Below are 12,612 nucleotides of genomic sequence, written 5' to 3' on the forward strand. Positions count from 1 at the left end.
GTTGATGGCACTCAGTGCCAGTGCCAGAGTGTGAGTGCGGCCCGCCGAACACGGCAGGCTCCGCCCGGAACCGGGGCGCGATTCATGCCCTGACGTCGGAGATCCCGGCAGGACGGCAGCCCGTACCGGCAGCATTGCTCACCTTCGCCCCTTCGGGGTGACGGCGGGCCGTATCCCTTGAATGAGACACGCAGTGCCATTCGTGCGGAGATCAGCACGAGATTGGCAGACACAACAGACCGAGGAGACGGTGACAGTCATGGCACAGGCGAGGACGCAGGCGGCCGAGGAGCTCGCACGGCGCTGGGCCACCGACCCGAGGTGGCAGGGCATTGAGCGCACCTACAGCGCCGAGGACGTCGTCCGGCTGTCCGGGAGTGTCCGTGAGGAGCAGACGCTGGCCCGGCGCGGGGCCGAGCGGCTGTGGCGCCAGCTGCATGAGCAGGACTACATCCACGCCCTTGGCGCGCTGACCGGCGGCCAGGCGGTGCAGCAGGTCAAGGCCGGGCTCCAGGCGATCTACCTGTCCGGCTGGCAGGTCGCGGCCGACGCCAACCAGGCCGGGCACACCTACCCCGACCAGAGCCTGTACCCGGCCAACTCGGTGCCACAGGTGGTGCGTCGGATCAACAACGCGCTGCTGCGTGCCGACCAGATCGCCACCGCGGAGGGCGCGGGCGACACGACGGACTGGCTGGCGCCGATCGTGGCCGACGCCGAGGCCGGTTTCGGTGGTCCGCTCAACGCCTTCGAGCTGACCAAGGCGATGATCGCGGCCGGTGCGGCCGGCATCCACTACGAGGACCAGCTCGCCTCCGAGAAGAAGTGCGGCCACCTCGGCGGCAAGGTCCTCGTCCCGACCTCGCAGCACATCCGCACCCTGAACGCGGCCCGCCTCGCCGCCGACATCGCCGACGTGCCCACCGTCATCGTCGCCCGCACCGACGCCCTCGCCGCCAACCTCCTCACCACCGACATCGACGAGCGCGACGCCGGGTTCGTCACCGGCGAGCGCACGGCCGAGGGCTTCTACCGGGTGCAGAACGGCATGGCGCCGGTCATCGCCCGTGGCCTCGCCTACGCGCCGTACGCCGATCTGATCTGGGTGGAGACGGGCACCCCGGACCTGGCGCAGGCCCGCGAGTTCGCCGAGGCCATCCACGCCCGGTACCCGGACCAGATGCTGGCGTACAACTGCTCGCCGTCCTTCAACTGGAAGGCCGCGCTGGACGACGACCAGATCGCCAAGTTCCAGCGTGAACTGGGCGCGATGGGCTACAAGTTCCAGTTCATCACGCTGGCCGGCTTCCACTCCCTCAACCACGGCATGTTCGACCTCGCCCGCGGCTACGCCGAGCACGGCATGACCGCCTATGTCGACCTGCAGGAGAAGGAGTTCGCCGCGCAGGCCCACGGCTTCACGGCCGTCAAGCACCAGCGCGAGGTCGGTACGGGGTACTTCGACCTGGTGTCGACGGCCGTCAACCCGACGTCGTCCACGACTGCGCTGGCCGGGTCCACGGAGGAAGAGCAGTTCCACTAGGCCGCCAGACCGGGTGCCCCGCGCCGCGCGGCTCCCAGTGGCCGAGCGGAGGGGACGGGCGACCGTCCCTGTCCGCCCCCTCCGCTCCCCTCTCAGGAGAATCCGATGTCCACCACCGCACTGACCCACGATGTCCGTGTCCTCGCCGGTCCGGGCCACCGTCACGACGAGATCCTCACGCCTGCCGCCCTCGACTTCGTGGGCCGGCTCGCTGCGGAGTTCGGCGAACGCCGCCAGGAACTCATGAAGGAGCGCCGCAGGCTGGCGCTGCGGCTGGCATCGGGCTCACCGCTCGGCTTCCCCATGGTCACCTCCGCCGTCCGCGCCGACCCGACCTGGCGCGTCGCGCCACCTGCCCCCGGCCTGACCGACCGCCGCGTCGAGATCACCGGCCCGCCTGAGCGCCGGACGGCGATCAACGCGCTCAACTCCGGCGCCCAGGTCTGGATGGCTGACTTCGAGGACGCGACCGCTCCCCTCTGGGACAACGTCGTCGGCGGCCAGCTCAACCTGCTCGACGCCATCGAGCGCCGGATCGACTTCACCACGGCGGAGGGCAAGGAGTACCGGCTCGGCGAGAGCGACCGGCTCGCCACTGTCATGGTCCGCCCGCGCGGCTGGCATCTCGACGAGGAGCACCTGGAGTTCGACGGGCGGCCCGTGCCCGCCGCCCTGGTCGACTTCGGCCTGAACTTCTTCCACTGCGCCCAGCGCCGGATCGACGCCGGGTACGGCCCGTACTTCTACCTGCCGAAGCTGGAGAACCGGTACGAGGCGCGCCTGTGGAACGACGTCTTCGTCGTCGCCCAGGAACTGCTCGGCATCCCGCGCGGCACGGTCCGCGCCACGGTCCTCATCGAGACGATCACCGCCGCGTTCGAGATGGAGGAGATCCTCTACGAGCTGCGTGAGCACAGCGCGGGGCTCAACGCGGGCCGCTGGGACTACCTGTTCAGCCTGATCAAGACGTTCGGTCACCGCACCGACTTCCTCCTCCCCGACCGGGCGAAGGTGACGATGACCGCCCCCTTCATGCGGGCGTACACCGAACTCCTGGTCCGCACCTGCCACAAGCGCGGCGCCCACGCCATCGGCGGCATGGCCGCCCACGTGCCCGGCAAGGACCCGGCCGCGAACGACGCCGCGCTGGCCAAGGTCCGGCTCGACAAGGAGCGAGAGGCCGAGGACGGCTTCGACGGCTCCTGGGTGGCCCACCCCGGGCTCGTCCCCGTCTGCCGCGAGGTCTTCGACGGTGTCCTGGACGAACGGCCCCACCAGATCGACCGTACCCGCGACGACGTCGAGGTGTCCGCGGCCGACCTGCTCTCGGTGCGCAGGATCAGCGGGCCGCCGACTGCGGAGGGCGTGCGCACCAACATCGCCGTCGCGCTGCGCTACTTCGCCGCCTGGCTGCGCGGCCAGGGCGCCGTCGCGCTGGACGGCCTGATGGAGGACGCGGCCACCGCCGAGATCGCCCGCGTGCAGATCTGGCAGTGGCTCCGGCACCGGGTGAGCGACCGGGAGACGGTGCTGCGGCTGCTCGACGACGAGATCGTCGCGCTCGGCGCCGAGTACCCGTGGGCGCCCGTCGACGAGATCCGTGCCCTGTTCGAACGGACCGCGCTGGCAGGCGAATTGCCGCTGTTCTTCACCCCGGACGCGTACACGCGGCACCTCGTGAAGCGGACGGAGGCCGGGGCATGAGCGGGGGCATCCAGCGCGTCGGGGTGGTCGGCGGCGGGCAGATGGGGGCCGGGATCGCCGAGGTGTGCGCACGGGCCGGACTCGACACGGTGGTCTGCGAAGTGGACGCGGTCGCGGCCCGCGCGGCGCGGGACCGGGTGGCGGCGTCTCTGGACCGCGCGGTCCGCCGCGGCAAGCTGGAGGAGGCCGCGGCGCGGGACGCGCTCGCCCGCATGGTCTTCAGCGGCAGCCTGGACGATCTCGCCGACCGGCAGCTCGTCGTCGAGGCCGTCATCGAGAACCCGGCCGCCAAGACCGAGGTCTTCGCCGCGCTCGACAAGATCGTCGAGGACCCCGAGGCGGTGCTGGCGACCAACACCTCCGCACTGCCGATCATGCGGCTCGGCATGGCGACCGGCCGGGCGGACCGGGTGGTGGGCCTGCACTTCTTCAACCCGGTGCCCGTCCTGCCGCTGGTCGAGATCGTGACCTCGCTGCACACCTCAGGGGCGACGATCACCGCGGTCGAGGACTTCGCGACCCGCGCGCTCGGCAAGACCGCGATCCGCTCCCAGGACCGGGCAGGCTTCGTCGTCAACGCCCTGCTCGTCCCGTACCTGCTGTCCGCGGTCCGGATGGCGGAGTCCGGCTTCGCCACCGCCACCGACATCGACACGGGCATGGAGCTGGGCTGCGCCCACCCCATGGGCCCGCTCAGGCTCGCGGACCTGATCGGCCTCGACACCGTCGCCTCGATCGCCGAGTCGCTCTACGACGAGTTCAGGGAACCTCTCTACGCCCCTCCCCCGCTGCTCCAGCGGATGGTGGAGGCGGGACTGCTCGGCCGGAAGGCCGGTCGCGGGTTCCACATCTACGACCAGGACTGAGGGCCTGGTACGACGCGGGCTGAGGGGCCCGCGTCGCCGCCGGGAGTGAGGGTTCCCGCGCGGTGGACACAGGGGAAGGGCGGGAAGCGCGTATACGGCGCGCGTCCCGCCCTGTGGCGTTCCGGCTCTCGGGACCCGCAGGGCGCTCAGGGCGCTCAGGTGTCCCATTTCACCATCCGAATCATGGACGCCGCGGTTCCCTCCGCGGTGCCACCCCGTAGGCTGGCCGGTGCAGCTGGTTCGCCCCGCCCGCCAGGTGGGATGCGTCGCAAGAGGGAACCCGGTGGGAATCCGGGACTGCCCCGCAGCGGTGAGTGGGAACGACCGCCGTCATCCGCACTGGGCCCGAGACAAGGGCCTGGGAAGCGACGGCCAGTAGGTGTCCTCCGGTCAGGAGGATGTGCCCGCGAGTCCGAAGACCTGCCAACTGCCCGCGCGCGGACGACTCGTGCGCGGACATCCCGGTGACCTCGTGGGCGGGTCGGCGTACATACCAGACGGACGACCGTGCCCAGCCGCGCACGCTCCGACCGTCCGGTTCGTCACCCCTTCGCGCTCTCGTCCCGTCCCCGGGATCTCAGGGATTCATCTCGCGAAGGAGATCTCCGTGACCACGAAGTCCGCAGCCGCGGCAGCACGGGCCACCGTGTCCGGCTACCCCCGCCAGGGCGCGAACCGGGAACTGAAGAAGGCGATCGAGGGCTACTGGAAGGACCGCGTCACCGCCGACGCGCTGCGCACCGCGGCCGCCGAACTGCGCGCCGCCAACTGGCGTCAGCTGGCCGGCGCCGGCATCCACGAGGTCCCGACGGGCGACTTCTCGTACTACGACCACGTCCTGGACACCACCGTCATGGTCGGCGCGATCCCCGAGCGCCACCGGCACGCCGTCACGGCCGACACCCTCGACGGATACTTCGCCATGGCGCGCGGCACGCAGGACGTGGCGCCGCTGGAGATGACGAAGTGGTTCGACACGAACTACCACTACCTGGTGCCGGAGTTGGGCCCGGACACCGTCTTCACGGCCGACTCGGCCAAGCAGGTCGCCGAGCTGAAGGAGGCCCTGGCGCTGGGGTTGACCGCCCGCCCCGTCCTGGTCGGCCCGGTCACCTACCTGCTGCTCGCCAAGCCCGCCCCCGGTGTGCCCGCGGACTTCGAGCCGCTCACCCTCCTGGACCGCCTGCTGCCGGTGTACGCCGAGGTCCTCGCCGACCTGCGCGCGGCCGGCGCTGAGTGGACACAGCTCGACGAACCCGCACTCGTCCAGGACCGCACCCCGGCCGAGCTGAACGCCGCCGAGCGCGCCTACCGTGATCTCGGTGCCCTCACCGACCGTCCGAAGCTGCTGGTCGCCTCGTACTTCGACCGGCTCGGCGACGCCCTGCCGGTGCTGGCGAAGGCCCCGGTCGACGGGCTGGCGCTGGACTTCACCGAGTCCGCCGCCGCCAACCTCGACGCGCTCGCCGCCGTCGGCGGGCTGCCGGGCAAGCGCCTGGTCGCCGGCGTGGTCAACGGCCGCAACATCTGGGTCAACGACCTGGAGAAGTCCCTGTCCACCCTGGGCACCCTGCTCGGGCTGGCGGACCGGGTGGACGTGGCCGCCTCCTGCTCCCTCCTGCATGTGCCCCTGGACACGGGCCTGGAGCGGGACATCGAGCCGCAGGTCCTGCGCTGGCTGGCCTTCGCCAAGCAGAAGACCGCCGAGATCGTCACCCTCGCCAAGGGCCTCGCCCAGGGCACCCACACCATCTCCGCCGAACTCGCCGCCAACCGGGCCGACCTGGCGTCCCGCGCCGGCTCGCCGATCACCCGTGACCCGGCCGTCCGTGCCCGCGCCGCCGCCGTGACCGAGGCCGACGCCCGCCGGTCCCAGCCGTACTCCGAACGCGCCGCCGCCCAGCGCGCCCACCTCGGCCTGCCCCTGCTGCCGACCACGACCATCGGCTCCTTCCCGCAGACCGGCGAACTGCGCGCCGCACGCGCCGACCTGCGCGGCGGGCGCATCGACGCCGCAGGGTACGAGGAGCGCATCAAGGCCGAGATCCAGGAGGTGATCTCCTTCCAGGAGAAGACCGGGATCGACGTCCTGGTGCACGGCGAGGCCGAACGCAACGACATGGTCCAGTACTTCGCCGAGCAGCTCACCGGCTACCTCGCCACCCAGCACGGCTGGGTCCAGTCCTACGGCACCCGCTACGTCCGTCCGCCGATCCTGGCCGGCGACATCTCCCGCCCCGAGCCGATGACGGTGCGCTGGACGCAGTACGCCCAGTCCCTCACCGAACGCCCCGTCAAGGGCATGCTCACGGGCCCGGTGACCATGCTCGCCTGGTCCTTCGTCCGCGACGACCAGCCACTGGGAGACACGGCCCGGCAGGTCGCCCTCGCCCTGCGCGACGAGGTCAACGACCTGGAGGCGGCCGGGACTTCGGTCATCCAGGCCGACGAACCCGCGCTGCGCGAGACCCTGCCGCTGCGCTCCGCCGACCATCCGGCCTACCTGGCCTGGGCGACGGAGGCGTTCCGGCTCAGCACGAGCGGTGTGCGTCCGGAAACTCAGATCCACACCCACATGTGCTACGCCGAGTTCGGCGACATCGTCCAGGCCATCGACGACCTCGACGCCGACGTCATCAGCCTGGAGGCAGCCCGCTCGCACATGCAGGTCGCCCGCGAACTCGCCGCCCACGGCTACCCGCGCGAGGCCGGCCCCGGCGTGTACGACATCCACTCCCCCCGAGTCCCCAGCGCCGAGGAGGCGGCGTCCCTGCTGCGCACCGGCCTCAAGGCCATCCCGGCCGAACGGCTCTGGGTCAACCCGGACTGCGGCCTGAAGACCCGCGGCTGGCCCGAGACCCGCGCCTCCCTGGAGAACCTGGTCACCGCGGCCCGCACGGTCCGTGAGGAGCTCTCCGCGTCCTGAGTCCGGGCGCGCTCGGAGGTGGACTGCCGGGGAGGGAGCGTCCGCGTCCCCTCCCCGGTCCCGATGTCCGGAGCGTTACCCGGCCACCACCGCCACCGCTCGCTGATCCGGCCCCGCGTACGACGCGAGAGGCCGGATCAGCGAGTTGTGGGCGAGCTGTTCGGTGATGTGGGCGGTCCAGCCGGTGATGCGGCTCATCACGAAGACCGGCGTGAAGAGCGGGATGTCGAAGCCCAGCTAGTGGTAGGCCAGGCCGGCCGGGTAGTCCAGGCTGGGGTGGATGCCCTTGCGGCTGAGCATGGCGTGGCGCAGGGCCGCGTGCAGCGTGGCCAGGCGGGTGACCTCTGGGTCGGCCACGCGGTGCTTCGGCGTGGGCTCAGAGACGCTCTGCCACCGCCTGAGCACCCTTCAGCACACCGGCCACCGTGGGGTCTCCTTCTCCTTCCCGCGGGTCGACCGTGCCGCCAACATCTCCAAGCGGCAGTCCGCGACCGACTTCCACTTCTCCAGGCTCGGCGGCACCTGCCCGCTGTGGACGGTGTACGAGGCGTTCTCCGCGCCCGGACGGATTCTGACCCAGGTCACCGAAATACCGGACGGGGAGCAGTACTTCTGGATCGCCCGGACCATCACCCGCGGCGGTTTCGGTCACCACGCCCCACGCCCCACGCGCCGAGTTCGCCGTCGCCCTCGGCTGCGAGCTGCCAGTCTCCTAGTCGTAGACCTGGTCCGCGGTCATGCCTGCTCCCCGCCCTGATCTCTGATGGTCCGTACGATGCCGGAGAAGTCCTCCGTGTCACCGACGCGCCCGGCGTATGCGGCGTACAACTCGGCCGCGCGCAGGCCGAGTTCCGCGTGCACGGCACCCGCGCGCACCGCGTTGGCGGCCAGCCCCAGGTCCTTGGCCATGAGGGACGCGGCAAAGCCCGGCCGGTAGTCACGGTCGGCGGGGCTGGTCGGCACAGGGCCGGGGACGGGACAGTTGACGCTGAGCGCCCAGCACTGCCCGGACGCCGTGGACGCCACGTCGAACAGCGCCTGGTGGGACAGCCCCAGGCTCTCGGCGAGGACGAACGCCTCGCTGACGGCGATCATGGAGACGCCGAGGATCATGTTGTTGCAGATCTTGGCGGCCTGTCCGGCGCCCGCGCCACCGCAGTGGACGGCTTTCCTGCCCATGGCCTCCAGCAGGGGTCGCGCCTCGGCGAACTCCCCCTCTCCTCCGCCCGCCATGAAGGTCAGCGTGGCGGCCTCGGCGCCGACGACCCCGCCGGACACGGGCGCGTCAAGGGCCCGCATCCCTGCGGCCACGGCACGTTCGTGGGCGGTGCGGGCGTCGGCGACGTCGATGGTGGAGCAGTCGACGAAGAGGGTGCGGGGCTGCCCGCGGCGAGGATGTCGTAGTAGAGGCCGAGGACCTGGCGGCCGGCGGGCAGCATGGAGATGACCACCTCCGCCCCGGCGACGGCGTCGGCAGTGGAGGCGGCCGGCTCGACACCGGCTGCGGCGGCGCTGTCCAGCGCGGCGGGCACGAGATCGTGACCGAGCACCCGATAGCCGGCCTTGACCAGGTTGCCGGCCATGGGGCCGCCCATGTGTCCGAGTCCGATGAACGCGACGGTTCTGCTCACCAGGCCACCTCCGTGGTGGTGTCGGGTCCGGCAAGCCCGAGTTCGCGCCCGCCGGGAGGGTGGAAGAAGCGCTCGACGTCGGTGCCGGTCACCTCGACGAGGGTGGCCGGCGACCAGCGCGGGTCGCGGTCCTTGTCGATGACCTGGGCGCGGATGCCCTCGACCAGGTCGGGAGCGGGCAGGGCCGCGCAGGAGACGCGGTACTCCTGCTCCAGGACCTGTTCCAGCGAGGCGAGCCGACGGGCGCGGCGCAGGGCGGCCAGGGTGACCTTGAGCGCGGTGGGCGACTTGGCGAGCAGGGTCTCCGCCGCGTCCTTCGCGGCGAGATCGCCGTGGGCGAGCAGCCGCTCGACGATCTCCTCGACGGAGCCGGCGGCGTAGCAGGCGTCGATCCACTCGCGCCGAACGGCCAACTCCCCCGTGGGAGAAGGCCGCAGTTGGCGGGCCAGGGCTTCTCGCACGGGTACGTCGGCGAGGTCGTCGACGAACTCGCGGAGCGAGGCGGACGGCATGTAGAGGTCGGCGAGTCCGCACAACAGGGCGTCGCCGGCATTGATCTGAGCCCCCGTCAGCGCCAGGTGAGTGCCCAGCTCGCCGGGCGCGAGCGCGAGGAGATACGTGCCGCCGACCGTCCGGCACGAAGCCGATCCCGGTCTCGGGCATCGCGATCCTGGACCGGTCCGTGACGATACGGACGCTGCCGTGCGCGGAGACGCCGACGCCGCCGCCCATGACGATGCCGTCCATGACGGCGACGTACGGCTTCGGGTAGCGGGCAATGCGGGCGTTCAGGTGGTACTCGTCCCGCCAGAAGTCCGCGCTGGCGGTGCCGTCACCGTCGCGGGCGTCATCGTGGATGGCGCGGATGTCGCCCCCGGCGCACAGTCCGCGCTCCCCCGCGCCGGTGAGGACGACGGTCTCGACGGTTCGGTCCTCCTCCCAGGCGGTCAGTGCCTCGTCGATGCGGCGGACCATCGCGTGGGTCAGGGCGTTGAGGGCCTTGGGACGGTTGAGCGTGATGTGAGCGGCCCGGCCGGCCGTGTGCAGCGCGACGGGCTCTCCGGCGCCGGTCATCCGAACGCCTCCGTCAGGCCGCGGGCCACGATGACGCGCATGATCTCGTTGGTTCCTTCCAGGATCTGCTGGACCCGCAGGTCACGGACGATCTTCTCGATGCCGTACTCGCTCAGGTAGCCGTAGCCGCCGTGGAGTTGGAGCGCCCGGTCGGCCACGGTGTTCCCCGTGTCGGTGGCGAACCGCTTCGCCATGGCGCACAGGTACGGCGCCTGTGGGTCCCCGCGGTCCAGGGCCTGGGCGGCCTGCTGGACCAGGGCGCGGGCGGCGGCGAGTTCCGTCGCCATGTCGGCCAGGCGGAAGCGCAGCGCCTCGGCGTCCAGGAGCCGCCGGCCGAATGCCTCCCGGTCCGCCAGGTGAGCCAGGCTGCGGTCCAGGGCGCTGCGGGCGCCGCCGGGGGAACAGGCCGCGATGCCGAGACGGCCGCCGTTGAGGCCGTTCATGGCGATACGGAAACCCTCGCCCTCCCGGCCGAGGAGCCGGTCGGCGGGTACGCGGACCCCGTCCAGGACGACCTGGCGGGTGGGCTGGGCGTTCCAGCCCATCTTGCGTTCGTCGGCGCCGAAGGACAGGCCCGGGTCGTCCTTGTCGACGAGGAACGCGGACACGCCGTCGGCGCCCTCGCCGCCGGTGCGCGCCATCACCACATACAGCTGGGCGGCGCCCGCACCGGAGATGAACTGCTTGACGCCGGAAAGCACCCAGTGGTCGCCGTCGCGCACGGCTCGGGTGCTGAGGGCGGCCGCGTCCGAGCCGGCGCCCGGCTCGGTGAGGCAGTAGCCGGCAAGGTCCTCCATCGCGCCCGACCGGCAACCCGGACGGCCGGGCACACGGCCTCGGCCTGGAGAGCAGGCCGCTGCCCTGCGGCGGCCGCTACTGGGGGCACACCGGCGACATCCCCGGGTACGAGACGGCGGGCGGTGCCACGGTCGACGGCAGACAGGCGACGGTCATGGTGAACCTCGGCCCGGGTGGTCCGGACGCACAGAGCGACGACATCAAGGCGGCCGTCCGGACGGCGCTCTGCGAGGGACGTGAGGGCCGACCCTCGAACACCCGATAGCCGAGCCCCCCTTGGACTCATATCCAGGTGTCGAGCCACATCCTGGCGTGCCAGTCGGCATAGGGGATCGTCTGCCCGCTGTAGATCGGGAAGAAGTAGATGAAGTTCCAGCCGATGAGCAGGACCAGCGCCCCCGCCGCGACCGCACCCCCCGTGCGGCGCGTCTCGCCGGCCCCCGGCGGACCCAGCAGCGCGCCGAGCATCATCGCCACGGCCAGACACAGGTACGGCACGAAGACGACCGCGTAGAAGGAGAAGATCGTGCGGTCCTGGTACAGGAACCAGGGCAGGTAACCGGCGCCCACCGCACACAGGACGGCGCCGGCACGCCAGTCGCGGCGCAGGGCCCATCGGTAGAGCAGATATACGAGGGCGAAGCACGCCGTCCACCACAGCAGCGGCGTGCCGAGGGCGAGGATCGTCTGCGAGCAGTCGACCGTCGTGCGGCAGCCGTCCGTTCCGGGTTTCGGCGACTCGTAGTGGAAGAGCACCGGGCGGCCGAGGACCAGCCAACTCCAGGGGCTGGACTCGTACTTGTGGAAGCTGTGCAGCCCCACGTTGAACTGATACACCCCGTATTCGTAGTGCCACAGGCTGCGCAGCGGAGCGGGGATCCACGACCAGGTGCCACCACGCCCGTCGGCCCAGTGGCGCGCGTAGCCGTGGTCGGAGCGGAACCAGCCGGTCCAGGTGGCCACGTACGTCACCACGGCGACGGGGACAACGGACAGCACCGACCATCCGAGGTCCTTGCGCAGGACCGCCAGGTACGGGTGCCGCGCCCCTGCCACGCGGCGGGAGCCGACGTCCCACAGCAGGGTCAGGACCATGAAGAAGGCGAGGAAGTACAGGCCGTTCCACTTGGTCGCGGCCGCGAGTCCCAGGAAGAATCCGGCCGCGAGCCGCCATGGACGCAATCCCGTCCCGGCGTGGTCGCCGGTGTGCCGGTCCGGGCGCACATGGCCGTCCTCGCCGACCGGCAGTGCGGCCGCGAGTCGGGCCCGCGCGTGGTCCCGGTCGATCAGGAGGCTCCCGAACGCGGCCAGGACGAAGAACATGACGATCAGGTCCAGCAGCGCCGTACGGCTCATCACGTAGTGCAGACCGTCGACGGCCAGCAGCGCGCCGGCCAGGCAGCCCAGCGCCGTCGAACGGAACAGGCGGCGGCCTATTCGGCACAGCATCAGCACCGACAGCGCGCCCAGGACCGCCGTCATGAAGCGCCAGCCGAAGGGGCTCAGGCCGAACATCCACTCGCCGGCTGCTATCACCCACTTCCCCATCGGCGGGTGGGCGACGAAGGCGCCGGTGTCGGAGAGCGGGATCACCTGGGGGTCCGCGAGTACCTGCGGGTCGGCGATCTTCCGGTCCGGCCACGTGCCCTCGTAGCCGAACTGCAGCACGGACCAGGCGTCCTTGGCGTAGAAGGTCTCGTCGAAGACGACGTCGCGTGGACGCCCGAGGTGCCAGAGGCGGATCGCTGCGGCCAGGGCGGCGACGAGTACCGGCCCCAGCCATTCGATCACCTTCGCGAGGGTGTGCGCGCGTGCCGGGCCGAGGCGCGTGAGGTACGGGGTACGGGTTGCGGGCTTGGGGAAGGGGGGAACGAGACGTTCGCGGATGTCGGTCCGAGGGCGTCCGACGTATCCGAACCGGCGCAGACGGGCCTGCCAGTCATGGGGAGTTGTCGTCGGCGGGGTGCCGTCGAGGACCTGGGCCCGCGACACGCTGCTACTCGTCATCGGATGACCTTAATCGGTCACCGGTCGTTGACGGTGCCCGTGCCGGTCCTGCCCGCGGGAACG

Annotated in this window: 5 protein-coding genes, 5 pseudogenes and 1 riboswitch; of the genes and pseudogenes, 5 read left to right on the forward strand and 5 right to left on the reverse strand. The window is 71.5% G+C overall.

Going from position 1 to position 12,612, the window contains the following annotated elements; genetic code table 11:
• Window positions 1-259: 259 nt before the first annotated feature.
• The 4 genes from aceA to metE all read left to right on the forward strand — a co-directional run bounded on the left by aceA (window position 260) and on the right by metE (window position 7,039).
• Window positions 260-1,543: an isocitrate lyase gene (aceA, locus tag OHO27_RS02260; protein WP_328419752.1), complete on the forward strand. Its 1,284-nt coding sequence runs from the start codon at window positions 260-262 to the stop codon at window positions 1,541-1,543.
• A gap of 105 nt (window positions 1,544-1,648) precedes the next feature.
• Window positions 1,649-3,247, forward strand: a complete 1,599-nt coding sequence (aceB, locus tag OHO27_RS02265) for a malate synthase A (RefSeq protein WP_328419754.1) — start codon at window positions 1,649-1,651, stop codon at window positions 3,245-3,247.
• The gene (locus OHO27_RS02270) at window positions 3,244-4,113 is read left to right on the forward strand and encodes a 3-hydroxybutyryl-CoA dehydrogenase (protein ID WP_328419756.1); all 870 of its coding nucleotides are present in this window, start codon (window positions 3,244-3,246) and stop codon (window positions 4,111-4,113) included. The genes aceB and OHO27_RS02270 overlap by 4 nt, the downstream gene beginning before the upstream one ends.
• Window positions 4,114-4,345: 232 nt before the next feature.
• Window positions 4,346-4,543: riboswitch (cobalamin riboswitch) on the forward strand.
• Window positions 4,544-4,720: 177 nt separating this feature from the next.
• Complete coding sequence (gene metE / locus OHO27_RS02275) at window positions 4,721-7,039, forward strand: 5-methyltetrahydropteroyltriglutamate--homocysteine S-methyltransferase (protein ID WP_328419758.1); 2,319 nt, start codon at window positions 4,721-4,723, stop codon at window positions 7,037-7,039.
• A 75-nt stretch (window positions 7,040-7,114) separates the two neighbouring features.
• Here metE and OHO27_RS02280 read toward each other — a convergent pair.
• A pseudogene (locus OHO27_RS02280) lies at window positions 7,115-7,399 on the reverse strand (citrate/2-methylcitrate synthase); the annotation flags it as partial.
• A gap of 4 nt (window positions 7,400-7,403) precedes the next feature.
• On the opposite strand from OHO27_RS02280, the pseudogene OHO27_RS02285 reads away from it, so the two are divergent.
• Window positions 7,404-7,743 (forward strand): annotated as a pseudogene (locus tag OHO27_RS02285) (short-chain fatty acyl-CoA regulator family protein); the annotation flags it as partial.
• Window positions 7,744-7,774: 31 nt separating this feature from the next.
• Here the strand turns inward: OHO27_RS02285 and mmsB are convergent.
• From mmsB to OHO27_RS02305, 4 genes and pseudogenes are all read right to left on the reverse strand, one after another.
• A pseudogene (gene mmsB, locus OHO27_RS02290) lies at window positions 7,775-8,670 on the reverse strand (3-hydroxyisobutyrate dehydrogenase).
• Window positions 8,667-9,744 (reverse strand): annotated as a pseudogene (locus OHO27_RS02295) (enoyl-CoA hydratase/isomerase family protein). Before OHO27_RS02295 ends, mmsB begins: the two co-directional pseudogenes overlap by 4 nt.
• Window positions 9,741-10,544, reverse strand: a pseudogene (locus tag OHO27_RS02300) (acyl-CoA dehydrogenase family protein); the annotation flags it as partial. The pseudogenes OHO27_RS02295 and OHO27_RS02300, both read right to left, overlap by 4 nt.
• Window positions 10,545-10,824: 280 nt before the next feature.
• Window positions 10,825-12,549: a dolichyl-phosphate-mannose--protein mannosyltransferase gene (locus OHO27_RS02305; protein ID WP_328419760.1), complete on the reverse strand. Its 1,725-nt coding sequence runs from the start codon at window positions 12,547-12,549 to the stop codon at window positions 10,825-10,827.
• Window positions 12,550-12,612: the final 63 nt, after the last annotated feature.

Origin of the sequence: Streptomyces sp. NBC_00443 (assembly GCF_036014175.1) — a bacterium.
Lineage (GTDB): Bacteria > Actinomycetota > Actinomycetes > Streptomycetales > Streptomycetaceae > Streptomyces.

Excerpts from the sequence above, each read along its gene's own strand:
- aceA (WP_328419752.1), top strand. The coding sequence starts at position 260 with ATGGCACAGGCGAGGACGCAGGCGGCCGAGGAGCTCGCACGGCGCTGG.
- aceB (WP_328419754.1), top strand. The coding sequence starts at position 1,649 with ATGTCCACCACCGCACTGACCCACGATGTCCGTGTCCTCGCCGGTCCG.
- OHO27_RS02270 (WP_328419756.1), top strand. The coding sequence starts at position 3,244 with ATGAGCGGGGGCATCCAGCGCGTCGGGGTGGTCGGCGGCGGGCAGATG.
- OHO27_RS02305 (WP_328419760.1), bottom strand. The coding sequence starts at position 12,549 with ATGACGAGTAGCAGCGTGTCGCGGGCCCAGGTCCTCGACGGCACCCCG.